General features: G+C 71.0%; 18 protein-coding genes. 7 read left to right on the forward strand and 11 right to left on the reverse strand.

What is annotated here, in order from left to right; genetic code table 11:
* Positions 1 to 36: 36 nt before the first annotated feature.
* Positions 37 to 864, forward strand: a complete 828-nt coding sequence (locus tag JO379_RS29500; RefSeq protein WP_207304032.1) for a hypothetical protein — start codon at positions 37 to 39, stop codon at positions 862 to 864.
* A gap of 58 nt (positions 865 to 922) precedes the next feature.
* On the opposite strand, the gene JO379_RS29505 is transcribed toward JO379_RS29500, so the two are convergent.
* From JO379_RS29505 to JO379_RS29515, 3 genes are all read right to left on the reverse strand, one after another.
* Positions 923 to 1,792 carry a YceI family protein gene (locus JO379_RS29505; RefSeq protein WP_130881895.1) on the reverse strand — a complete coding sequence of 290 codons (870 nt, stop codon included), beginning with the start codon at positions 1,790 to 1,792 and terminating at the stop codon, positions 923 to 925.
* A 183-nt stretch (positions 1,793 to 1,975) separates the two neighbouring features.
* Positions 1,976 to 3,199: an SWIM zinc finger family protein gene (locus JO379_RS29510; protein ID WP_372449118.1), complete on the reverse strand. Its 1,224-nt coding sequence runs from the start codon at positions 3,197 to 3,199 to the stop codon at positions 1,976 to 1,978.
* A gap of 53 nt (positions 3,200 to 3,252) precedes the next feature.
* Positions 3,253 to 6,186, reverse strand: a complete 2,934-nt coding sequence (locus tag JO379_RS29515) for an SCO1167/SCO6262 family helicase (RefSeq protein WP_245381583.1) — start codon at positions 6,184 to 6,186, stop codon at positions 3,253 to 3,255.
* A gap of 284 nt (positions 6,187 to 6,470) precedes the next feature.
* Between JO379_RS29515 and JO379_RS29520 the strand changes: the two genes are divergently transcribed.
* The gene (locus JO379_RS29520; protein ID WP_130881141.1) at positions 6,471 to 7,502 is read left to right on the forward strand and encodes a fatty acid desaturase family protein; all 1,032 of its coding nucleotides are present in this window, start codon (positions 6,471 to 6,473) and stop codon (positions 7,500 to 7,502) included.
* Between the two features lie 45 nt (positions 7,503 to 7,547).
* Here JO379_RS29520 and JO379_RS29525 read toward each other — a convergent pair whose 3' ends face one another.
* The 3 genes from JO379_RS29525 to JO379_RS29535 all read right to left on the reverse strand — a co-directional run bounded on the left by JO379_RS29525 (position 7,548) and on the right by JO379_RS29535 (position 8,933).
* The gene (locus tag JO379_RS29525; protein WP_242626455.1) at positions 7,548 to 7,784 is read right to left on the reverse strand and encodes a hypothetical protein; all 237 of its coding nucleotides are present in this window, start codon (positions 7,782 to 7,784) and stop codon (positions 7,548 to 7,550) included.
* A 192-nt stretch (positions 7,785 to 7,976) separates the two neighbouring features.
* A complete protein-coding gene (locus JO379_RS29530) occupies positions 7,977 to 8,597 on the reverse strand; it encodes a class I SAM-dependent methyltransferase (RefSeq protein WP_130881139.1) in 621 nt (206 codons plus the stop codon).
* 66 nt (positions 8,598 to 8,663) lie between these two features.
* Positions 8,664 to 8,933, reverse strand: coding sequence for a pyridoxamine 5'-phosphate oxidase family protein (locus tag JO379_RS29535; RefSeq protein WP_209517790.1), 270 nt, complete (start codon positions 8,931 to 8,933; stop codon positions 8,664 to 8,666).
* A 128-nt stretch (positions 8,934 to 9,061) separates the two neighbouring features.
* Between JO379_RS29535 and JO379_RS29540 the strand changes: the two genes are divergently transcribed.
* On the forward strand, positions 9,062 to 9,484 hold the full coding sequence (locus JO379_RS29540; RefSeq protein WP_130881137.1) for a roadblock/LC7 domain-containing protein: 423 nt from the start codon (positions 9,062 to 9,064) through the stop codon (positions 9,482 to 9,484).
* A 119-nt stretch (positions 9,485 to 9,603) separates the two neighbouring features.
* Positions 9,604 to 10,497, forward strand: coding sequence for a DUF6397 family protein (locus JO379_RS29545; protein WP_209517792.1), 894 nt, complete (start codon positions 9,604 to 9,606; stop codon positions 10,495 to 10,497).
* Positions 10,498 to 10,532: 35 nt separating this feature from the next.
* Here the strand turns inward: JO379_RS29545 and JO379_RS29550 are convergent, their stop codons facing one another.
* Both JO379_RS29550 and JO379_RS29555 read right to left on the reverse strand, forming a co-directional pair.
* Positions 10,533 to 11,396 (reverse strand): acyl-CoA thioesterase, encoded by an 864-nt coding sequence (locus tag JO379_RS29550; RefSeq protein WP_209517794.1) that lies wholly within the window; start codon positions 11,394 to 11,396, stop codon positions 10,533 to 10,535.
* Positions 11,397 to 11,445: 49 nt separating this feature from the next.
* Positions 11,446 to 13,959 carry a DEAD/DEAH box helicase gene (locus tag JO379_RS29555; RefSeq protein ID WP_209517796.1) on the reverse strand — a complete coding sequence of 838 codons (2,514 nt, stop codon included), beginning with the start codon at positions 13,957 to 13,959 and terminating at the stop codon, positions 11,446 to 11,448.
* 142 nt (positions 13,960 to 14,101) lie between these two features.
* Between JO379_RS29555 and JO379_RS29560 the strand changes: the two genes are divergently transcribed.
* The gene (locus JO379_RS29560; protein ID WP_130881133.1) at positions 14,102 to 14,893 is read left to right on the forward strand and encodes a metal-dependent hydrolase; all 792 of its coding nucleotides are present in this window, start codon (positions 14,102 to 14,104) and stop codon (positions 14,891 to 14,893) included.
* 71 nt (positions 14,894 to 14,964) lie between these two features.
* Here the strand turns inward: JO379_RS29560 and JO379_RS29565 are convergent, their stop codons facing one another.
* On the reverse strand, positions 14,965 to 16,746 hold the full coding sequence (locus JO379_RS29565) for an ABC transporter ATP-binding protein (RefSeq protein WP_130881132.1): 1,782 nt from the start codon (positions 16,744 to 16,746) through the stop codon (positions 14,965 to 14,967).
* Positions 16,743 to 18,548 carry an ABC transporter transmembrane domain-containing protein gene (locus JO379_RS29570; RefSeq protein ID WP_209517798.1) on the reverse strand — a complete coding sequence of 602 codons (1,806 nt, stop codon included), beginning with the start codon at positions 18,546 to 18,548 and terminating at the stop codon, positions 16,743 to 16,745. The genes JO379_RS29565 and JO379_RS29570 overlap by 4 nt, the downstream gene beginning before the upstream one ends.
* Positions 18,549 to 18,694: 146 nt before the next feature.
* Between JO379_RS29570 and JO379_RS29575 the strand changes: the two genes are divergently transcribed.
* Entirely contained in the window at positions 18,695 to 20,317 is a 1,623-nt protein-coding gene (locus JO379_RS29575) for a peptide-N4-asparagine amidase (RefSeq protein WP_130881130.1), read from the forward strand.
* Between the two features lie 95 nt (positions 20,318 to 20,412).
* Here JO379_RS29575 and JO379_RS29580 read toward each other — a convergent pair whose 3' ends face one another.
* Positions 20,413 to 20,853: a MarR family winged helix-turn-helix transcriptional regulator gene (locus JO379_RS29580; protein ID WP_130881129.1), complete on the reverse strand. Its 441-nt coding sequence runs from the start codon at positions 20,851 to 20,853 to the stop codon at positions 20,413 to 20,415.
* Positions 20,854 to 20,963: 110 nt separating this feature from the next.
* On the opposite strand from JO379_RS29580, the gene JO379_RS29585 reads away from it, so the two are divergent.
* The gene (locus JO379_RS29585) at positions 20,964 to 22,760 is read left to right on the forward strand and encodes an ABC transporter ATP-binding protein (protein ID WP_209517800.1); all 1,797 of its coding nucleotides are present in this window, start codon (positions 20,964 to 20,966) and stop codon (positions 22,758 to 22,760) included.
* The last annotated feature ends 4 nt before the right edge of the window (positions 22,761 to 22,764 follow it).

Genomic DNA, 22,764 nt, shown 5'->3' on the forward strand with positions numbered 1-22,764 from the left:
GGTCACGGACGGGCGCGCGTGGGGACGCTGGACCGTATGGCAACCCCACCTGGACCGCCACCCGGAAACCCGCTCGGACCGCCCTCGGGCGCGCCGCCCCCGCCGTCCTGGCCTCCGCCGGGGGGCTACGGTCCGGGAGGACCGCCCTGGCCACCGGAGCCGCCCCGGCCCGAGGGCGGCGGAGGCAAGCGGATCGCCCTCGCGGCCACCGCACTGGTGGCTGTCGCCGCCGTGGCGCTGGGCGCGGTCTTGGTCCTCGGCGACAGCGACGACGAGAAGCCCGGGGAGAGAACGCCGTCCGGCAGTCCGACCGGCGGGCCCTCGCCTTCCTTCAGCCTTCCCACGAGTCTTCCCAGCGGCCTTCCGTCGGGGCTGCCCAGTGGCTTCCCCACGACGCTGCCGTCGGGCATGCCCACGAGCCTGCCGAGCGGGTTCCCCAGCGGGCTGCTCGGTGTGCCGACCGCACGGAGCGTCGAGAGCGGCCTCCCGACGCCCACCGACGACAGGCCGTACTACTTCGCGCTGGCCTCGGGGGACTGCTTCGACCTGCCCGCCGGCGGTCCCGGGGGGCGGCTGGTCAAGCGCTCGTGTTTCGCACCCCATGACGGGGAGGTGGTCGCCACGCCCAGGCTGTCGGGCACGTACGACAGTGAGAGCGCCCTGAAGAACGAGGCCGCGGAGCTGTGCCGGCAGCCGATGCGGGGCCGCAGTCTGAGGCAGCCCGTCGGCACCGCGCGCGGCACGCTGGTGCAGTACCCGAAATTACAGGGCTACCGACTGGGCATTCGTTCCGTCACCTGCAGCCTGACCGCCGAGGAGGGCGGTACGGGCAGCGGTCGGAAGCTGACGCAGCCGCTCGCCTGACGCCCCGGCAGGGCAGTCGTGGCCGCTGCCGGGGGCGAGGGGGAGACGGATGCGGCGGTCACTCCGCGGGAACGGCCTGGATGTCGAGTTCGATCCTGATCGTCGCCCCGATCATCGCGATGCCACGCGAGAGCATGGACCGCCAGTCCAGGGTGAAGTCCTCACGGTGCAGTTCGGCGGAGGCCGAGCAGGCGGCGCGGGTCTCGCCCATGATGCCGGTGCCGAGGCCGAGGTAGCGGGCGTCGAGCGAGACGTTCCGGCTGACCCCGTGGAGGTTGAGCACCCCCTGCACGGCCCACCGCGAGCCGCCGCGGTGCACGAAGCGCTCGCTGACGAACTGCATGTACGGGTACTTGTCGACGCCCAGGAAGTCCGGGGAGCGCAGGTGCGCGTCGCGCTGCTCGACCCCGGTGTCGATGCTCGCGGTCTCGATCACGACGTCGAGGCTGGAGTCCTCCATGCGCTCGCCGATCCACAGGGTGCCCTGGAACTGGTTGAACCTGCCGTGCACCTCGGCGAGCCCGATGTGCCGGGCGATGAAGCGCACCGCCGTATGGTCCGGGTCGATGCGCCAGGCGCCCGGGGCCGGCAGGGCGGGGGCGGGCGCCGGCTCCATGGGCATGGTCCCGAGGTCGGTCCGTGTTCCCTCCGTCGATTCGCACGCCTGGCGCACGGGCTGATACCCCTCGGCAGTCACCGCGACGCTGTACTCGCCCGGTGCCACGTTCGTGGCGAACCGGCCGTGCGGGTCGGTCTGCCCGTGCACCACCTCGCGGCCGTCAGCATCCCGTACGGACACTTCCGCTCTGTGCAGGGGAAGGCGCACGGGGTCGACGACGACACAGTCGAGAGCCCCCGCGCCGTACGGAATCGGTGCGCTCTCCCGGTGCAGAGAACGCTTGTATCGGCGCAGCAGGGCGAAAGTCATCCCAAAGTGCCTTTCCATGTCCAGAAGGTGATTGAACGGTAGATCGCCACATTCTGTCACTAGGACTGGGAAGCTCCTTCATTGCCCTCCCATGCCTTGGAAAGCTACCTGTTGACCGTTCTGCGCCTTTGATTCTGCCGTCTCTCGTGCGCTGCCCGTTCTTGACGGGCCCCCGCTCGTCCGTCACTCCTCCGTGAGCAGGACCGCGAGGGCCGCCGCCGGATCGAGGTCGCACGGGCCCGCGGGCTCCCATCGGCCGCCCTCCTTGCGGTACGGCCACCAGCGTCCGTCCCGCCCGTAGCGCAGCTGGGTACCGGTGCCCACCACCGTCCACCGATTGCGCGTGGCCCGCAGCCGGGGTGCCTTGTCGTCGTCCTCCCAAGCGGCCGCCAGCCGGGCGCGTACGCGGGCGAGCTCCTCCGGTCCGGGTGTCCACTCCTCCTCCAGCACGGCCAGTGCCGCGGCTCCGCCGTGGCCCCAGGCGCGAACGGCGCGGGCCAGCTCGGCACGTCCGTAGCCACTGTCCGCCGCGAGCCGGGCGGTGATCCTCTCGGGCGGCCCCGCGGCGGCCAGGCGTACCGCGTCCTGCCGGGCCGTCAGCGCGTCCGCCACGGGGGTCCGCTCATGGCCGGGCGCCAGGGCCTCGGCCAGCAGCTGCCGGGCCCGGGCGGCCGCGTCCGCGACGAGGAACTCCAGCGCCCCGACGTCCAGGCCGGGGCCGGCAGGGGTGCTCCCGGTGAGAACGGGCGGGCGTGCTGTGGCGTCCGCCAAGAGCGGGGCGTGGGGCAGCGGCGGTATGAGATCCCGCGCCGCGAACACCTCGCTCGCCAGGACGCCCGCAGGCACCTGCGAGCTCTCCCGCGTCTGCCGAGAGGCGGCGCGGGAGACGCTGCGGGCCTGCAATTCGTCCAACAGCTCGCGCTCTCCCCGGCCGCGCATCAGCAACAGCACGAAGGGATCCTGGTCCAGCAGCCTCGCCACCTGATGGCACAGCGCCGCCGTGTGCGCGCAGTGGTCCCACGCCTCGCAGGCGCACTCGGGCTCCAGATCCCCGATGCCCGGCAGCAGATCCACCCCCGCCGCGGCCGCGTCCTCGACCAGGTGCGGCGGCATATCGCGGTCCAGCAGCGCCGCGATATGCCCCGCCCGGTCGGCGACCAGGTCCAGCAGCCGTTCCCAGTCGGCCCCGGACAGCTCCTGGATCACCACATCGGAGCGGTAGCGCATGCCGTCCGGGTCACGGACGAGTGCCGTGATCCGTCCCGGCCGCACGGACATCGCGCCGACCGCACCCGCGCGCGCGTGCCTGCGGCCCGCCTTCACCTGCTGGCCGTCCAGCGCCGTGTCCTCGAGCGCCCGGAGCCACGCCCGGCCCCACCACGTCTCGGCGAATCCCCGTCCGCTCATGGGCGGCAATGCATCGAACGTGCGCTCCACGCGCGCGTGCACGTCATTCCCGGTCATCGTCCGGTCCCCCTCAGTTCGACGAGATCCGCCAGCTCGGCGTCGGTGAGTTCCGTCAGTGCCGCCTCCCCGGAGTGCAGCACCGCGTCCGCGAGAGCCTGCTTGCGGGTGAGCATCTGGGCGATCCGGTCCTCGATCGTCCCCTCGGCGATGAGCCGGTGCACCTGCACGGGCTGGGTCTGGCCGATGCGGTAGGCACGGTCGGTGGCCTGGGCCTCGACGGCCGGGTTCCACCAGCGGTCGAAGTGCACGACATGCCCGGCACGAGTGAGGTTCAGTCCCGTACCCGCCGCCTTCAACGACAGCAGGAAGACCGGGACCTCACCGTCCTGGAAGCGGCGGACCATCTCCTCGCGCCGCGGCACGGGCGTGCCCCCGTGCAAGAACTGCGTCGGCACGCCACGCGCGGCCAGATGCTGTTCCAGGAGCCGCGCCATCTGCACGTACTGAGTGAACACGAGCACGCTCGCTTCCTCGGCGAGAATCGTGTCCAGCAGTTCGTCGAGCAGTTCCACCTTGCCGGACCGGCCCGCGATCCTCGGGCCGCCCTCCTTGAGGTCGTGCTCCTTCAAGAACTGCGCCGGATGGTTGCAGATCTGTTTGAGCCCCGTGAGGAGCTTCACGATCAGCCCGCGCCGCTCGAAGCCCTCCGCGCCCTCGACCTCGGCGAGGATCTCCCGCACCACGGCCTCGTACAGCGCCGCCTGCTCCTTGGTGAGCGTGACCGCGTGATCCGTCTCGGTCTTGGGCGGAAGTTCGGGTGCGATGCCCGGGTCGGACTTGCGGCGGCGCAACAGGAACGGGCGGACGATCGCCGCGAGGCGTTCGGCGGCCGCGGGATCGGCACCGTCCTCGACCGACCGCGCGTAGCGCCTGCGGAATCTGCCCAGCGAGCCGAGGAGCCCTGGCGTCGTCCAGTCGAGGATCGCCCACAGCTCGGACAGGTTGTTCTCGACCGGGGTGCCCGAGAGGGCGACCCGGGCCTTCGCACCGATGGTGCGCAGCTGCTTGGCCGTCGCGGAGTACGGGTTCTTGACGTGCTGTGCCTCGTCGGTGACGACCAGCCCCCAGTCGGCCTCCGCCAGGCGCGAGGCGTCCAGCCGCATCGTGCCGTAGGTGGTGAGGACGAACTCCCCGTCGGCCAGGGCGTCCAGGCTCCGTGACGAGCCGTGGAAGCGGCGCACGGGCGTCCCGGGCGCGAATTTCTCGATCTCCCGCTGCCAGTTGCCCATCAGGGACGTCGGGCAGATCACCAGGGTCGGACCGGCCGTGCCGGGCAGGGCCTGGCGGTGCAGATGGAGGGCGATCAGGGTGATGGTCTTGCCGAGTCCCATGTCGTCGGCGAGACAGCCGCCCAGGCCGAGCGAGGTCATCCGGTTCAGCCAGTCGAGACCGCGCAGTTGGTAGTCGCGCAGCGTGGCGGCGAGAGCGGCGGGCTGGCCGACGGGCTCACCGGAGGACTCGGGGTCGGCGATGCGGTCGCGCAGGGCCGCGAGCCAGCCGGTGGCCTGTACGTCGACCGTCTCCCCGGCGTCCTCGTCGCCACGCTCCTCGGCGTGGGCACGGCCGGTGAGGGCGGCACCCAGCGCCTCGACGGGCGTGACCTTGCGGTCCTGCCGCTCCCGCGCGCGGCGCACCGCCTCCGGATCGACGAGCACCCACTGGTCCCGCAGGCGCACGGCCGGGCGGCTCGCCTCGGCCAGCCGGTCCAGTTCCTCCTTGGTCAGCTCCAGGTCGCCGACGGCGAACCGCCAGCTGAAGGTGAGCAGCGCGTCCGCCGAGAGCAGGGACGGCATGCCGGACCGCTCGGCGTCCTGGGTGCCGCCGTCGTCGGGCGGCCCGACGACGGCACGCGCGGTGAGCTTACGGGCCAGCTCCTTCGGCCAGTGGACCTCGACCCCGGCGGCGTCCAGAGCCGTCGACGCCGCGCCCAGCAGCTCGCCCATCTCCTCGTCCGCGAGGTCGATGGCGTCGGGTGCCGCCGCCGAGAGCAGCGGGGTGAGTGCGGGCCAGGCGTGCGCGGCGCGGCGGAGCGCGAGCAGGGCGTTCATGCGCGCTCCCCGCCCGAGCGAGGCGGCCACAGGAGAGTCGCCCGCCCAGACCTCGGCCGCGTCCGCGACCAGCGCCGGGTCGCTGAGGCTGTGCAGCTGGAGGACGGCACGGAAACGCGGACGGGCGTCCTGATCGGTCTCTCCGTCCTCAGGCGCGGTCTCCGTCAGGCCCAGCACCTCGACGCGCAGGGAGAGCCGCACGCCCGCGTCGTGCCCGGCGGCGACCTCGTCGGCCCAGGCGCGCTGTTCGGGCAGCCGGCACGGCTCGGGGGCGGCGAAGGCGGGGCCACCCGTGGCCGCCGCGGCGGCGGGGGAGCGCGGCAGCCCGTCGGCCACGGCGTCCAGGAAGGCACGCACGAGCCGCTCGGGATCGGGCAGCAGCAGCGGGTCGCTGTCCGGCAGGGGCACGGCGTGCGCGGCCGGCGGCATCGCGGCGGCCAACTCCCGTACCCGGTCCAGGTCGCCCTGGGTGAGCGGACCGACGCGCCAGGCGTCGTGATCGGTCGAGGTCAGCCCCGGCAGCAGTCGGCCGCGGGCGGCAAGCTGCAGTGCGAGCAACGCCGCGGCACCCCAGAACGCGGCCGACTCCTCGCCCCGCGCAGCGCGGGCGCGGGTGAGGGCCGGCAGCGCCTCGCCCACGGGCAGCGTGGTGGCGCGTACGGTCGTGGTGGCGACGGACGCGCCGTCCGCGACGGCGATCGTCAGCTCCTCCACGACGCCCGAGGCGGCGAGGGGTTCGCCGTCCTGCTCGTCCGGCTGCCAGAAGGCGACGCGTCCGGTCCGGTGCGGGTCCTGGGGGAGGAAGACCGCCGAACAACGAGCCAGCCGGGCGATCTCGGTGGGGGTTGCGGCAGGGGGTGGTGTCACAGGGATGCGCATTCCTCAAATTTGACTAGTGGGCTCCGGAGCGCCCGAGGGTACAGGACCCGAACCGGCGATGAGGGCCTCCGGCTTGTGATGCGCGTCATGCCGTCGGCCGGGGTGCACTCAACCCCCCTGTGCTGTTCGGGGGTTGTCCCCCGGCCGGCCAGGGTGGTGACTCCATGGCCCTTCGGGGCCTGGGATCCGTACGTTTCGTGAGGTCGGTCATCAATCCCGTGGCCCGTCCGCCACCGGCCGCCCGTCCGCCCGTCGGCCGTCCGTCGAAACCCTCCGGAGACCTCATGCCCCAGGCCAGTGCCCTGCTCACGGAACCCGCGACGGGCAGCGATTTCGCCCCGCTCCTGCGCCGGATCCGCGCCGAGGGACTCCTCGAAAGACGGCGCGGCTGGTACGCGTTGACCATCGCCGTCAACGCGCTGACCCTGGCCGCCACGGGCGCCGGGATCATGCTCACGGGCGACTCGTGGTGGACGCTGTTCCTGGCCCTGCCCCTGGCGGTCTTCGGCGCCCGGACCGCCTTCGTGGGGCACGACAGCGGCCACTCCCAGATAGCGGGCACCCGGCGGACCCACCGCGTTCTCGGCCTCATCCATTCCGACCTGCTGCTCGGCATGAGTTACGCCTGGTGGAACGACAAACACCATCGCCACCACGCCAACCCCAACCACATCGACAAGGACCCGGACGTCGGTGTCGGCGCACTGGTCTGGACCCGGCGACAGGCCGCGCAGCGAGAAGGCTTCGCCCGCTGGCTCACCCGTCACCAGGCCCGGCTCTTCTTTCCGATGCTGCTTCTCGAAGGCCTCAACCTCAAGGTTTCAAGTGTGCGGGACCTCAAACGGCAGGAGGCCGGAGAGCGGCGGGTCGAGGCGACGCTGCTCACCTTGCATCTGGTGGGCTACGTGACCCTGCTGCTGTCCTCCATGTCCCTCGGCAAGGCCCTCGTCTTCGCGCTCCTCCACCATGCCCTTTTCGGGCTCCACCTCGGCATGGTCTTCGCGCCCAATCACAAGGGCATGGAGATGCCGGACCCGCACGGAGAGCGGTGGGGGCACCTGCGCCGTCAGGTCCTCACCTCACGCAATGTGCGCGGCGGCCCCCTGACCGACTGGTTCCTGGGCGGGTTGAACTACCAGATCGAGCACCATCTCTTCCCGAACATGCCGCGCCCCCACCTCCGGCGCGCCCAGCCGATCGTCCGCGCGTACTGCCGAGCGGCCGGTCTGTCGTACGCGGAAACCGGGCTCGTCGACTCCTACCGACAGGCGCTCGGCCACATGCACGACGTCGGTGCTCCGCTACGGGCCGGGTGAAACAACGCCGAGAGCGGAACGACAGGCGGGGGAGCGAGCCCGGACTCAGGCGGCAGGCAACCCGAGAAGGGACCGGGCCACGGTGCGTGGTGACTCATCGTGTTCACGGGCGAGCGCGATGACAGCTCGGCAGGCCAGTTCGTTCACCCCGAAGCTGAGAGCCTCCGGCGAAACCCAGCGAGCCGCCTCCGCACTCCCGTCGAGATCGTTCTCGGCACACGCGGCCACATAAGTGGCCGCCGCCTCGAAGAGATTGCGCTGCCGATTCGCCGGCGGCGGCACAGGGGACGGCCGGCGGGCTTCTTCGAGGCGCTTGCGGAATTTATGGAACACGCGGATCACCTGCCCCGTGAGCGGCTAGTCCTGCGTCGTTCAAGTGTTCCCGCCCGAAGTGGAGTTGAACCTACGGCGATTGCGCGGGAGAGCGCCCGGCGAAGCCGCCGGAACCGCGATCCGTGGCATCCGCCGGAGTGCTCATGGCCGATTCGGGCCCGGTCGGCCCCGGCGGACGGCGAGTGCGAGGAAACGGGTGTCCTCATCCGTGTAGGAGACGAGGTCCCAGCCGCCGTCGGCCAGCAAGGGGCGCAGCCGGGGCTCGGCGCGCTGGTCCTCCGGCGTCAGCGTGCGGCCCTGGCGGGCCGCGAGCGCGGCACGGCCGATGGGATGGAAGAGCGCGAGCCGGCCGCCCGGCCGTACGACCCTGGCCAACTCCCGAAGGCCGGCCGTGGCATCGGCGAGATGAGCGATGAGCCCGGCCGCGAAGACCGCGTCGACCGAACCGTCGCGCAGAGGCAGCCGGCCGACATCCGCGACCATCAGCAGGCCGTGGTGATGCCGGCCGGCCCGGACGGCCGCGTTCAGCATCGCGGGGGTGAGGTCCGCGCCCAGCACCGCTCCACGCGGGCCGACGGCCGAACGCAGCGCCGGCAGCGCCCGCCCCGTGCCGCACCCGGCGTCCAGCACCGTGTCGCCGTCGCGCGGGCCGAGGTCGGCGACGGCCGCGTCGTACGCGGGACCGTCCCCGGGGAACTTGGCGTCCCAGCCATCGGCACGCGCTGTGAAGAATTCCCTCACCCGGGCCGGGTCGTTGCTCACGCGATGACTCCTTCACTGCTGCGATCGACCGCTCGGCGCGCGGAGGACACGCACCGAGAGCGCCGGTTACTCGGCGACACCGGCCCGAGCCACTACTTTGTCGACGCGGACGCGAACCAGCAACTCCATGCAGAGCGCCACGCGGCCGTCCCGGGCGGGATTACGGCCCTTGACCGTGTTCTCTCCGGTATTGAAGATGAGATCGTCCCGGTCCAGCAGGAACCAAATGGGTGCGATGTGCGGACTGCCGTCGGCGCGCACCGTGGAGAGTTTTCCGGCGCGGGTGCCTTCGGAAAGGAAGGCCTGCCGCTGTTCCTTGCTCATTTTCCGTGCCATGTCCTCATCTTGTGCCAACTGGCCAACAGGCACGTGCCGACGGGCCGGGCGGGTTGCCGACGGGGCGTAGGTGAGCAAGGCTGGCACGGCAGTTACGGGGAAAACACGGAACGGGGAGGCGGGGCATTATGGCAATGGCCAAGGGACTCGACTGGCTGCTGGACGACCTGACCAAGCGGGTGGAGCAAATACGTCATGCGCTGGTGCTGTCCAACGACGGGCTGGTGACGGGTGCGAGCGCCGACCTCGAGCGAGAGGACGCCGAGCACTTGGCGGCGGTCGCGTCGGGGCTGCACAGTCTGGCGAAAGGGACCGGCCGCCACTTCCGGGCGGGCAAGGTCCGTCAGACGATGGTCGAGTTCGATGAAGGTGTGCTGTTCGTGACGGCCGCAGGCGACGGGAGTTGTCTGTGCGTCCTCGGTGACGCCGATGCCGACATCGGCCAAGTCGCCTATGAGATGACGCTGCTCGTCAATCGTGTCGGTGAGCACCTGAGCGTCGCGTCGCGGCAGCAGGACGGCCGGGGCGAGGCCGCCGGCCGCACTCGCTGACGTGCGGCGCCGACCCCGCCCCCAGCCCGGAACGGAGTTATCCACAGGGTCGACGCGATGTCGCCACCCGCCACTATCGTCGTCACTGTCAGTGATGAACCGGTGGCGGGGAGGATGTCATGGCGGTGCGACAGTGCGAGATGCGGAGCGCGACCGAGGAAAGCGTCGCGTTCGGAAGGGCGGCACGGGAGCTGGAGCTCAAGCCGCGCGAGTTCGAGCTGGCGGTGCAGCTCGGGGCGGTACGGACGGTGGCGTCCGGTCCCGGTCGTCGACGGAGGGTCAGCCGGGCGGAGATCGAACACCATCGGAGCGCCGACGGATTCCCTGAAGGACTGCGCTCACGGTTGTGGGTGGTCGGCACCGCCGAGGGCGCCGAACTGATGGGGATCAGCCCGGCCCGCTTCGGACGACTCGCCCGCGGCGGTTGTTTCGCACCCGTGCGCTTCTACGTCAACCGGTACCGAGCCGTCGTCTGGCACTACCTGGCCGCGGATCTCGTGGACTTCGCCGACCGTAATCCCGAGCTCCTGACCGGCCGTACGCCTTCCCTCTTGCGCACGGCGCTGGAGGAGCGCGAGGACCGCCGCGGGCGATCCTGGCGCGCCCGCAGGATCGATCAGTTGCTGGCCCAGACCGATGACCCATGGGAGCGGGCGGCGGTCACCGCGTCCGTGCTCACCCCCGAAGACCTGGCCGCCGGCGTGCCGGACGAGAACGAGCGGGCTTATGTGACCGGGCTGCGGCCGACTCTCGTCCCCGCGCGGTCGGACGCGATGGCCGCCCACGAGGTGATCGAATCCGTGATCCTGGCGGAGGACCCGGATGAGATCGAGTGGCACCGGCACCGCTTGACCGCCGCGTTGGCACAGGCCCGCGCGGTGCGGCCCGCCCCCGCCCCGGACGTACGACCCGGTCCGGTGCCGTCACCCGCCGAGCCCGTGACGGGCACCGAAGCTGTGACCGAACCGGTCCGGCCACGAGGGCTGTGGGATTGGCTGCGGCGCCGCACATGAGGCGCTCCGCGCGCCCGCGGCGACCCGGCGGTGGCTCACGTGACCTTGCGGAACAACCCCTCCTGCATCACAGAAGTGACGAGTCTGCCCTCGCGGTCGAAGATCTGCCCCCGGGCCAGGCCCCTGGCGCCCGTCGCGATGGGCGACTCCTGCTGGTAGAGGAACCACTCATCGGCGCGGAACGGACGGTGGAACCACATGGCGTGGTCGAGTGACGCCATATCGAAGCCACGTGGGCCCCACAGCGGCTCGACCGGGATGCGCACCGCGTCGAGCAGCGTCATGTCGCTGGCGTAGGTGACAGCGCAGGTATGGACCAGAGGGTCGTCGCCGAGCGGCCCCACCGTCCGCATCCACACGGCGCTGCGCGGCTGCGCTTCCGAGAACTCCCGCGTGGTCCAGCGCAGCCGGTCCACGTACCGGATGTCGAAGGCCAGCCGCCGTTCCATGTGGCGCAGTGCGCTCGGCAGCTCCCCGAGATGCTCGCGGATCTCGTCCGCGAGCCGGGGCAGCTCCTCGGGACCGGGCACTTCCGGCATCGCCACCTGATGCTCGAAGCCCGGCTCGGGCTGATGGAAGGAGGCGGTGAGATTGAAGATCGTACGGCCCTGCTGGACGGCCACCACGCGCCGCGTGGTGAAGGAACGCCCGTCGCGCACCCGTTCCACCTGGTACACGATCGGCACGCCGGGCTGCCCCGGTCGCAGGAAGTACGCGTGGAGGGAGTGAACCGGGCGCTCACCGTCGGTGGTCCGGCCGGCCGCGACCAGCGCCTGCCCGGCCACCTGCCCGCCGAACACGCGTTGGAGCGACTCGTCCGGGCTCCGGCCGCGGAAGATGTTCAGGTCGATCTGCTCCAGATCGAGCAGATCGACCAGCCGGTCGGCGGGACTGGACATCGGTGCTCCTTCGCTTCCGGTGCGCGCCACACGGGCGGCGCCTCGGAGGCTACAGCTGACCGACCTCCATCACCCGCACCACCGCGCGGCCCTCCTCGTCCGAGGCGGCGAGGTCCACCTCCGCGGAGATGCCCCAGTCATGATCGCCGTTGGGGTCGGCGAAGGTCTGCCGGACGCGCCACAGCCCGTCCTCCGGCTTCTCCTCGATCCGCAGCAGCTTCGGGCCGCGCGCGTCGGGACCGGTGCCCAGGTCCTCGTACTCGTCCCAGTAGGCGTCCATGGCCTCGCCCCAGCGGTCCTCGTCCCAGCCGGCCTCGGCGTCCATCTCGCCCAGCTCGCCGACCTTGTCGAGGGCGGCCAGCTCCACGCGGCGGAACATCGCGTTGCGCACCAGCACCCGGAAGGCGCGCGCGTTGGCGGTGACCGGCTTGACCTGGTCGGCGCGCTCCTGGGCCTCCTCGGCGGTCTCGGTCTCGGGGTTGGCCAGCTGCTCCCACTCGTCCAGCAGGCTGGAGTCGACCTGGCGCACCATCTCGCCGAGCCAGGCGATCAGGTCCTCGAAGTCGTCGGACTTGAGATCGTCCGGGACGGTGTGGTCCAGCGCCTTGTACGCGCCGGCGAGGTAGCGCAGCACGATGCCCTCGGTGCGCGCCAGGTCGTAGTAGGAGGTGAATTCGGTGAACGTCATCGCGCGCTCGTACATGTCACGGATGACCGACTTCGGCGAGAGCGGGTGGTCCCCGACCCACGGGTGGCTCTTGCGGTAGACGTCGTAGGCGTGGGACAGCAGCTCTTCCAGGGGCTTGGGATAGGTGACGTCCATGAGCCGCTCCATGCGGTCCTCGTACTCGACGCCGTCCGCCTTCATCACGGCGACCGCTTCGCCGCGCGCCTTGTTCTGCTGCGCCGCCAGGATCTGCCGCGGGTCGTCCAGCGTCGACTCCACCACCGAGACCATGTCGAGGGCGTACGAGGGCGACTCGGGGTCGAGAAGTTCGAAGGAGGCGAGCGCGAAGGTCGACAGCGGCTGGTTGAGCGCGAAATCCGACTGGAGGTCCACGGTCAGACGCACGATCCGGCCCTCGGCGTCGGGCCTGTCGAGCTGCTCGACGACACCGCCGTCCAGCAGCGAACGGTAGATCGCGATGGCCCGGCGGATGTGCCGCAGCTGATTCCTGCGGGGCTCGTGGTTGTCCTCCAGCAGCCGGCGCATCGCCTCGAAGGCGTTGCCGGGCCGTGCGATGACCGACAGGAGCATCGTGTGCGTGACCCGGAAGCGCGAGGTGAGCTGCTCGGGCTCCGAGACGATCAGCTTCTCGAAGGTGTTCTCGCCCCAGTTGACGAAGCCCTCGGGAGCCTTCTTACGGACCACCTTGCGGCGCTTCTTCGGGTCGTCGCCGGCCTTGGCCAGCGCCTTCTCGTTCTCGACCACGTGCTCGGGAGCCTGCGCCACGACGAAGCCGGCCGTGTCGAAGCCGGCCCGCCCGGCACGCCCCGCGATCTGGTGGAACTCCCGGGCCCGCAGCGTGCGCACCCGCTGGCCGTCGTACTTGGTGAGCGCGGTGAACAGCACGGTGCGGATCGGCACATTGACCCCGACGCCGAGCGTGTCCGTACCGCAGATGACCTTCAGCAGACCCGCCTGCGCCAGCCGCTCCACCAGCCGCCGGTACTTCGGCAGCATCCCCGCGTGGTGCACGCCGATACCGTGGCGCACATAGCGCGAGAGGTTCCGGCCGAATTTGGTGGTGAAGCGGAAATTGCCGATCAGCTTGGCGATCTCGTCCTTCTCCTCGCGCGAGCACATGTTGATGCTCATCAGCGCCTGAGCCCGCTCCACGGCCGCCGCCTGCGTGAAGTGCACGATGTACACCGGTGCCTGCCGGGTCTGCAGCAGCTCGGTCAGCGTCTCGGTCAGCGGCGTCGTGCGGTACGCGTAGGACAGCGGCACCGGCCGGGTCGCGGACCGGACCACCGAGGTGGGCCGGCCCGTGCGCCGGGTCAGGTCCTCCTCGAACCGGGACACATCACCGAGCGTCGCCGACATCAGAATGAACTGCGCCTGCGGCAGCTCCAGCAGCGGGATCTGCCACGCCCAGCCCCGGTCCGGCTCCGCGTAGAAGTGGAACTCGTCCATGACGACCTGGCCGATGTCGGCGTCCTTGCCGTCCCGCAGCGCGATGGAGGCGAGCACCTCGGCCGTGCAGCAGATCACGGGCGCGTCGGCGTTGACCGAGGCGTCACCCGTGAGCATGCCGACGTTCTCCGTGCCGAACAGCTTGCACAGGTCGAAGAACTTCTCCGAGACGAGAGCCTTGATGGGTGCGGTGTAGAAGGTCACCTGGTCGTTGGCGAGCGCGGTGAAGTGCGCACCGGCCGCGACGAGGCTCTTGCCCGAGCCGGTGGGCGTGGACAAGATCACATTCGCCCCGGAGACCACCTCGATCAGCGCCTCCTCCTGCGCGGGGTACAGCGAGATGCCGCGCTCCTCGGCCCAGGTCGAGAAAGCTTCGAAGAGGGCATCGGGATCGGCATTGCTCGGCATCTGATCGATAAGGGTCACGCCTCCATACTGCCTGGCCCCGGACCGGATCAGGGAACCGGCCGGTCGAACGGTGATCATCCGGGCGCTACGCTGAGTGGCCGACCGGGCGTCAGAAACGCGAGACGTCGCCAATCAGAGGGCCAATTGAGGTGGAACGACCATGATGGGACCGGCGCACTCGCTTTCCGGAGCCGCCGCCTGGCTGGGAGTGGGCGCCGCGGTGGCCGGGGCCGGCCACCCGATGCCCTGGCCGGTGCTCGTCGCCGGTGCGCTGATCTGCGCGGGTGCGGCGCTCGCCCCCGACCTCGACCACAAATCGGCCACGATATCCCGTGCGTTCGGTCCGATCTCGCGCTGGCTCTGCGAGATCATCGACAAGCTCTCGCACACCGTCTACAAGGCCACCAGGACACAGAGCGACCCCCGTCGCAACGGCGGCCATCGCACCCTCACCCACACCTGGCTGTGGGCGGTGCTGATAGGGGTCGGCGCCTCGGCGCTGGCCATGACCGGTGGCCGCTGGGCCGTGCTCGGCATCCTCTTCGTCCACCTGGTCCTCGCCGTCGAGGGGCTGCTGTGGCGGATGGCCCGGACCTCCAGCGACGTCCTGGTCTGGCTGCTCGGCGCGACCAGCGCGTGGATCCTCGCCGGGATTCTCAACGAGCCGGGCAACGGCGCCGGCTGGCTCTTCACCGATCCGGGCCAGGAGTACATGTGGCTCGGCCTGCCGATAATCCTCGGCGCGCTCGTGCACGACATCGGGGACGCGCTCACCGTCTCGGGATGCCCGATCCTGTGGCCCATCCCCATAGGCCGCAAGCGCTGGTACCCGCTCGGCCCGCCGAAGGCCATGCGCTTCCGGGCCGGCAGCTGGGTGGAGTTGAAGGTACTCATGCCCGCCTTCATGGTGCTCGGCGGGTTCGGTGGGCTCGGCGCCCTCGGATACATCTGACCGTCCCGGACCACCGGCCCCGACACGGCTCCCCGGCCGTGTGGCCGGGGAGCCGCTCGATCACCACGTGGCTACTGGTGCCAGGACCGCCACAGCGCCGCGTACGCGCCATCGGCCGCGACCAGCTCGTCGTGGCTGCCCAGCTCGCTGATCCGGCCGTCCTCCGTCACCGCGATCACATCCGCGTCGTGCGCGGTGTGCAACCGGTGGGCGATGGCCACGACCGTCCGGCCTTCGAGCACCTTCGCCAGCGACCGCTCCAGGTGCCGGGCCGCGCGCGGATCCAGCAGCGAAGTCGCCTCGTCCAGCACCAGGGTGTGCGGATCGGCGAGGACCAGCCGGGCCAGCGCGATCTGCTGCGCCTGGGCCGGGGTGAGCGTCGCACCGCCCGACCCGACCTCCGTGTCGAGCCCCTCCTCCAGTGCCCGCGCCCAGCCGTCGGCGTCCACCGCGCCGAGCGCCGCCCACAGCTCGCCGTCCTCGGCCGTCGTACGGGCCAGCAGCAGATTGTCGCGCAGCGAGCCCACGAAGACGTGGTGCTCCTGGTTGACCAGCGCCACGTGCCTGCGCACCCGCTCCGTGGGCATCCGCGCCAGTTCGGCGCCGCCGAGGGTCACCGCGCCGGAGCGCGGTGCGTAGATCCCCGCCAGCAGCCGGCCCAGGGTCGACTTGCCGGCGCCGGACGGCCCGACCAGCGCCACCCGGCTGCCATGCGGGACATCGAGGGACACCCCGTGCAGGACGTCCTGGCCCGCCGAGTAGCCGAAGCGGACCTCGTCCGCCTTGACGTCCCGGCCCACCGGGCTCACCCGCTCGTCTGCCTCCTCCGGTTCGATCTCCCGCACCCCCACCAGCCGCGCCAGCGACACCTGGGCGACCTGCAGCTCGTCGTACCAGCGCAGGATCAGTCCGATCGGATCGATGAGCATCTGGGCGAAGAGCGCTCCCGTCGTCAGCTGGCCGACCGAGATCCAGCCCTCCAGGACGAAGACGCCGCCGATGATCAGCACCGAGCCGAACAGCAGGGCGTGCGTCACATTGATCACCGGAAAGAGGACCGAGCGCAGCCACAGGGTGTAGCGCTCCCATTGCGTCCACTCGGAAATCCGTTGGTCGGAGAGTGCGACCCGACGCTGCCCGAGCCGGTGGGCCTCGATGGTCCGCCCCGCGTCCACGGTCTCCGCGAGGGACGCCGCGACCGCGGCGTACCCCGCGGCCTCGGAACGGTAGGCAGCGGGAGCCCGCCGGAAGTACCAGCGGCAGCCGACGAGCAGCAACGGCAGCGCGATCAGCACGCACAGCGCCAGCGGCGGCGCGGTCAAGGTCAGCGCGCCCAACAGCAACGCGACCCATACGAAGCCCACCGCCAGCTGGGGCACCGCCTCGCGCATGGCGTTGGCGAGCCGGTCGATGTCGGTGGTGATCCGCGACAGCAGGTCCCCGGTCCCGGCCCGCTCCAGCACGCTCGGCGGCAGCGCCACCGACCGCACCAGAAAGTCCTCGCGCAGATCCGCAAGCATCCGCTCGCCCAGCACCGCCCCACGCAACCGCACCATGCGTACGAACAGCGTCTGTACGGCCAGCGCGACCGCGAAGAGCGCGATGACGCGGCCCAAATGGAGATCGTCCTTGCCCGACGACAGGTCCTCCACCAGCCCGCCCAACAGGTACGGGCCGACCATGGAGGCGATCACGGCGATCGCGTTGACCGACACCAACAGGACGAACGCCGTCCGATGCCTGCGGAGCAGGCCGCTCACATACGCCCGCACCGTCGCGGGCCTGCCGACCGGCAAAGTCGTCGCCGACTCCGGTGCGGCCGGGTCGTGCGCCGGTGGCGCCACGCCGATCATGCCGACTCCTCGATGTGCTCGGTCTTCTTCAGCTCTGCGAGCTCCGTGCCCAGCTCCTCGTCCGGCTCACGGGTGACGACGGCCCGGTACGCGGAGTCGTCCCGCAGCAGTTCGCGGTGCGTGCCCACCGCGGCGGCCCGGCCGTCGCGGACGAACACCACGCGGTCGGCCCGGTCCAGCAGCAGCGGACTGGAGGAGAACACCACCGTGGTGCGCCCCTCCCGCAAGCTCCGCACCCCCTCCGCGATGCGCGCCTCCGTATGCGAGTCGACCGCCGAGGTCGGCTCGTCCAGCACCAGCACCTCGGGGTCGGTCACCAGCGACCGGGCCAACGCCAGCCGCTGCCGCTGCCCGCCGGACAGCGAGCGGCCCCGCTCGGTGATCCGTGTCCGCATCGGGTCGCCGGAATCGTCCACCGAGGCCTGGGCGAGGGCGGCCAGCACGTCCTTGCACTGCGCGGCGCCCAGCGCCGCGTCGGCGTCGACCGCGCCCGAAGAGGGCACGTCCAGCAACTCCGCGAGGGTCCCGGACGTCAGCACCGGGTCCTTGTCCTGGACGAGAACCGCGGCACGGGCCTCGTCCAGCGGCACCTCGTCCAGCGCCACCCCGCCGAGCAACGCCGACGGCACTCCCTCCGGGCCCTCCGCCGCGTGTCCGCCCAGCCGGTCGGCGAGCCGTCCGGCGACGTCCGGATCGCCGCACACCACCGTGGTCAGCAGCCCGGCGGGAGCCAGGAGCCCGCTCTCGGGGTCGTACAGGTCGCCGGTGAGCACCATGCCCCGGGCTTCGCCGTCCGTCGAGGGGTCGGTACGCCGCAGGGCCAGGACCCGGGCGGCGCGCTGCGCGGACGGCCGTGAGAAGGAGTACGCCATGGCGATCTCCTCGAACTGGCGCAGAGGGAACAGCAGGAACGTCACGACGCCGTAGACCGTCACCAGCTCGCCGACACCGATCCGGCCGTCCTGGGCCAGCCCGACCCCGTACCAGACCACCGCGATCAGCAGCAGCCCCGGCAGCGCCACCTGCACCGCCGCGATCAGCGCCCACATCCGGGCACTGCGTACCGCCGCCTTGCGCACCTCTTGCGAGGCACGGCGGTAGCGGGTGAGGAACAGCTCCTCGCCGCCGATGCCGCGCAGCACCCGCAGCCCCGCCACCGTGTCCGACGCCAGCTCGGTGGCCCGGCCCGCCTTCTCACGCTGTTCGTCGGCCCGCTTCGTCGCGGGCGGCAGCAGAGGCAGGACCGCCAGCGTCAGCACGGGCACACCGATCGCGATCACCAGGCCGAGTGCGGGCTGGTAGATCACCAGCGCCACGCACACCGCGAGCGTCGTGACCGCCGCGGAGGCGAACCGCGACAGGGCCTCCACAAACCAGCCGATCTTCTCGACATCACCCGTCGATACCGCGACGACCTCGCCCGCCGCGACGCGCCGGGTCAGCGCCGAGCCCAACTCGGCCGTCTTGCGGGCCAGTAGCTGCTGCACCCGGGCGGCGGCTGTGATCCAGTTCGTCACCGCCGTGCGGTGCAGCATGGTGTCGCCCAGCGCGGTCAGTGCCCCGAGCAGCGCCATCAGACCGCCGGCCATTGCCAGACGGGCGCCGGACCGGTCGACGACGGCCTGTACCGCGAAGCCCACAGCCACAGGGAACACGGCCACTGCCGCCATGTGCAGAACGCCCCACAGCATGGCCTTCAGTTGGCCGGACAGCTGATTCCGCCCGAGCCAGAGGAGGAAACGCGGGCCTGACCGGACATCAGGGATGCCGGGATCGGTATACGGAAGGTCGCGAATCTGCATGACGTCCCAGGGTCGGGGTGGCTGGTGGGAGAAGTGAAAGGTTCGCGTTTCAGGAGTGCCGAATTCAACTGGTTTTTCGCGCGGTCGACGGATCAGGCCAAAGAGGCTCTGGCGCGCCGCGGTACGGCACGCTTCACTCCTGCCCCATGAGACCGAGACGACTGCTTCTCGCGCTGTGCGCCGCGGCCGTCGGCCTGGCGCTGGGCGCGAGCCCCGCCGCGGCCGCGGAACCGCCCCCAGAGTTCGGCACCGACTGGCACGACCCGGTCACCGCCACGCCGCCCGTGGCCACCCCGAACACCACCTCGTGCAAAGTGACCGTCGCCCAGACCGAGTTCCGCGACTACACGCCCTACAAGAGCTCCTACACTCCCCCCGAAGGATGTGGCGATCGCTGGAACAAGGTCGTCCTGCGACTCGAAGGGTCCGTCGCCGGACGGCAGTACGACCGTCTGGGCTACCTTCGGATCGGCGGTGTGGAGGTCCTGCGCACCTCCACACCGGAACCGTCGCCCGAGGGCATCGCCTGGAACGTGGAGAAGGACGTCACCCGTTACGCGGCGACCCTGCGCTCCGCTCAGCCCGTCGAGATGCTCATCGGCAACCTCGTGAACGACACCTACACCGGCGTCATCAAGGTCAAGGTGACCCTGACCTTCTACGCGGCCGAGGGCCGGGTGAAGCCGGCCCACACCCCGGACAAGGTCCTGACCCTGGACGGGGCGCGCACCGAGGGCGGCGTCCACGAAGGGCGCCTCACCACACCGCGCAACAGCGAGCGGATCGTGGCCGAGGTGTACGCCACCGGCTCCGGCGGAGGCTGTGAGGAGTTCTGGTACCTCACCGTGCCGGACGCGGCTCCCTACTCGTGCAAGGCCAAGAACGGCCCGTACCGGGAGGTGCAGGTCTCGGTGGACGGCCGGCTCGCCGGGATCGCCGCGCCCTTCCCGACCGTGTGGACGGGCGGCTGGTCCAATCCCTTCCTCTGGTACGTCATTCCCGGGCCACGTGCCTTCGACGTCCGGCCCGTGGAGTACGACCTCACGCCCTTCGCCGGCCTGTTGAACGACGGCAAGCCGCACCGCGTCGCCGTCTCGGTCGCCGGAGTGCCCGAGGGCCAGAGCGGCTGGAGTACCCCCACCAACATCCTGGTCTGGCAGGACGCGAAAGCCACCCGCGTCACGGGTGCGCTCACCGCACACACGGTGGGGGACCTCGCCAGCACCACGGAGTACAAGCCCGGCACGGAGCACCGGCTGACCTCCGAGGGCGGGCATTCCCTCACGGTCGCGGGCTATGTGGACACCTCCCACGGGCGGGTCACGACGACCGTCGCCCGGAAGGTCGCCGGTACTTCCGTCCACCGCTGGACCGACGGCGAGTCGACGGACGCGCTGCGGGCCCGTTGGAGCGACGACGAAACGGTGACGGTCGACGGTCGCGGCCCCGCGACCACGACCGGGGCCCGGCGCGCGTACAGCATGGACGGTGAGATCACCATCGGCGCGGGAGACCGGCTGCGCACGGTCATGACCATGGGCGACCGGGCGGACACGGTCACGCTGCGTGGACATCGACGCGTGGGATGGTCGCGGCTGGACAACACCTACACGGGTGACGCGGCCTACAACCAGAACGTGCCCCGCGACCAGCGGCACGCGACGGGCGTCTCGCGTGAGCGCTACCGCCTGTACGGTCCGGGAGTCTGCTACGACCGGACTCTGGCCACGGCACAGGGGGACCTGACGGAGGACCGCCAGGGCTGCTGACCGCTCACCCGGGGCGGGTTCGCGGGGCCAGAGCGCCCTGCGGGCCCGCCCTTGCGCGTCACCGGGCATGTGCCCCGCGCGCACTGCGCGGCGCGTCAGCAGCCGCGCTCCGGGCCCGCCATGAGCTCGTCCAGCAGGCTGCCGAGCACCACGCGCTGTTCGGTGCTCAGCGGGGCGAGTATGTCCTCCACGGCCGTCCGCCGGGCCTTGCGCAGCGCGCGCAGCGTCGACCGGCCCTGGTCGGTGATCTCGATCCGGATGACCCGGCGATTGGTCGGGTCCGGCACCCGGCGCACCGCCCCGTTGGCCTCCAGCGCGTCGACCAGCGTGGTGACCGCCCGGGGCACGACCTCGAGGCGCTGCGCCAGATCCGCCATGCGCGGTGGTTCCTCGTAGTGCGAGACGGTGCGGAGCAGCCGGGACTGGGCGGGCGTGATGCCGACCGGGTCGAGGTAACGCTTCTGCGCGCGGTGGAGCCGGCGAGTGAGGCGCAGCAGCTGCTCGGCGAGCTGCCCGGACGGATCGGGAGCGGTCATGATCAACAGAATACCAGGACGCAGTGCATTGTGAGCATAGGTAACAGTGAGCTATGCTCGGTGAACGGTGGGAGATTCACCTCGCTGCCCCGACCCCTCTGAAGGAGCCCATGCGTCACGACGAACCGGACTGGACGCCCCCGCCCGCAGACCCGGAGCAACCCGCGCAGCTGCGCCGTATCCTCCGCCTCTTCCGCCCCTATCGCGGCCGGCTCGCCCTCGTCGGGCTGCTCGTCGCCGCCTCCTCGCTCGTCTCGGTGGCCTCGCCGTTCCTGTTGCGCGAGGTCCTCGACGTCGCCATTCCGGACGGCCGCACCGGCCTGCTGAGCCTGTTGGCTCTCGGCATGATCGCCGCAGCCGTCGTGAACAGCGTCTTCGGCGTTCTGCAGACCCTCATCTCCACCACGGTCGGCCAGCGCGTCATGCACGATCTGCGGACCGCGGTCTACGGCCGGCTCCAGAGCATGCCGCTGGCCTTCTTCACCAGGACCCGCACCGGCGAGGTGCAGTCCCGGATCGCCAATGACATCGGTGGCATGCAGGCGACCGTGACGTCCACCGCCACCTCCCTGGTCTCCAACCTCACCAGTGTGGTCGCCACGGTCGTGGCGATGCTCGCCCTGGACTGGCGCCTGACCGTCGTCTCGCTCCTTCTCCTGCCGGTGTTCGTATGGATCAGCCGCCGCGTCGGCAGCGAGCGCAAGAAGATCACCTCCCAGCGTCAGCATCAGATGGCGTCCATGGCTGCCATGGTCACGGAATCGCTGTCCGTCAGCGGGATCCTGCTCGGCCGCACGATGGGCCGTGCCGACTCCCTGACCACGGCCTTCGAGAAGGAGTCCGAGCGGCTGGTCGGGCTCGAAGTGCGGGCGAACATGGCCGGGCGGTGGAAGATGTCCGTCATCGGCATCGTCATGGCCGCCATGCCCGCCGTCATCTACTGGGCGGCCGGAATAGCCCTGCGGGCGGACGGGCCGGATATCTCGATCGGTACGCTCGTCGCCTTCGTCTCCCTCCAGCAGGGACTCTTCCGCCCCACGGTCAGCCTGCTGTCCACCGGTGTGCAGATGCAGGCCTCCCTGGCCCTCTTCCACCGCATCTTCGAGTACCTCGATCTGCCCGTGGACATCGCCGAGCCCGAGAAGCCGGTGCGGCTGGAGAAGATCCGCGGTGAGATCCGCTTCGACTCCGTCTCCTTCTCCTACGACCCGTCGGCGGAGACCCTCTCGGACATCGACCTGTCCGTTCCGGCCGGAAGCAGCCTGGCCGTCGTGGGGCCGACGGGCTCGGGCAAGAGCACGCTCAGCTATCTCGTCCCCCGGCTCTACGACGTCACCGGCGGCCGAGTGCTGATCGACGGAGTCGACGTCCGCGACCTCGACTTCGACACGCTCGCCCGTGCGGTCGGAGTGGTCTCGCAGGAGACCTATCTCTTCCACGCCTCTGTCGCCGACAATCTCCGCTTCGCCAAGCCCGATGCGACGGACGACGAGATCAGGGCCGCCGCGCGGGCGGCACAGATCCACGACCACATCGCCTCCCTGCCCGACGGCTACGACACTCTCGTGGGAGAGCGTGGCTATCGCTTTTCCGGCGGTGAGAAGCAGCGGCTGGCGATAGCCCGGACCATCCTGCGTGACCCGCCCGTGCTCGTCCTGGACGAGGCGACCAGCGCGCTGGACACCCGTACCGAGCACGCCGTGCAGAAGGCCATCGACGCCTTGTCCGAGGGGCGGACGACGATCACCATCGCGCACCGGCTCTCCACGATCCGCGACGCCGACCAGATCGTCGTCCTTGACGGCGGTCGGATCGCCGAGCGCGGCACCCATCAGGAACTGCTCGCGGGTGCGGGCCCGTATGCCGCGCTCGTCCGGCGCGATACGCGGCTCACGGCAAGAGTCTGATCTT

Origin of the sequence: Streptomyces syringium, assembly GCF_017876625.1 — a bacterium.
Lineage (GTDB): Bacteria > Actinomycetota > Actinomycetes > Streptomycetales > Streptomycetaceae > Streptomyces > Streptomyces syringius.

What these genes read in the sequence shown, in the direction of transcription:
- JO379_RS29560 (WP_130881133.1), top strand. Translation starts at nt 14,102, where the DNA reads ATGATGGGACCGGCGCACTCGCTTTCCGGAGCCGCCGCCTGGCTGGGA.
- JO379_RS29510 (WP_372449118.1), bottom strand. Translation starts at nt 3,199, where the DNA reads ATGAGCGGACGGGGATTCGCCGAGACGTGGTGGGGCCGGGCGTGGCTC.
- JO379_RS29520 (WP_130881141.1), top strand. Translation starts at nt 6,471, where the DNA reads ATGCCCCAGGCCAGTGCCCTGCTCACGGAACCCGCGACGGGCAGCGAT.
- JO379_RS29575 (WP_130881130.1), top strand. Translation starts at nt 18,695, where the DNA reads ATGAGACCGAGACGACTGCTTCTCGCGCTGTGCGCCGCGGCCGTCGGC.
- JO379_RS29545 (WP_209517792.1), top strand. Translation starts at nt 9,604, where the DNA reads ATGGCGGTGCGACAGTGCGAGATGCGGAGCGCGACCGAGGAAAGCGTC.
- JO379_RS29535 (WP_209517790.1), bottom strand. Translation starts at nt 8,933, where the DNA reads ATGGCACGGAAAATGAGCAAGGAACAGCGGCAGGCCTTCCTTTCCGAA.
- JO379_RS29550 (WP_209517794.1), bottom strand. Translation starts at nt 11,396, where the DNA reads ATGTCCAGTCCCGCCGACCGGCTGGTCGATCTGCTCGATCTGGAGCAG.
- JO379_RS29500 (WP_207304032.1), top strand. Translation starts at nt 37, where the DNA reads ATGGCAACCCCACCTGGACCGCCACCCGGAAACCCGCTCGGACCGCCC.
- JO379_RS29540 (WP_130881137.1), top strand. Translation starts at nt 9,062, where the DNA reads ATGGCAATGGCCAAGGGACTCGACTGGCTGCTGGACGACCTGACCAAG.
- JO379_RS29570 (WP_209517798.1), bottom strand. Translation starts at nt 18,548, where the DNA reads ATGCAGATTCGCGACCTTCCGTATACCGATCCCGGCATCCCTGATGTC.
- JO379_RS29580 (WP_130881129.1), bottom strand. Translation starts at nt 20,853, where the DNA reads ATGACCGCTCCCGATCCGTCCGGGCAGCTCGCCGAGCAGCTGCTGCGC.
- JO379_RS29515 (WP_245381583.1), bottom strand. Translation starts at nt 6,186, where the DNA reads ATGCGCATCCCTGTGACACCACCCCCTGCCGCAACCCCCACCGAGATC.
- JO379_RS29505 (WP_130881895.1), bottom strand. Translation starts at nt 1,792, where the DNA reads ATGACTTTCGCCCTGCTGCGCCGATACAAGCGTTCTCTGCACCGGGAG.
- JO379_RS29585 (WP_209517800.1), top strand. Translation starts at nt 20,964, where the DNA reads ATGCGTCACGACGAACCGGACTGGACGCCCCCGCCCGCAGACCCGGAG.
- JO379_RS29565 (WP_130881132.1), bottom strand. Translation starts at nt 16,746, where the DNA reads ATGATCGGCGTGGCGCCACCGGCGCACGACCCGGCCGCACCGGAGTCG.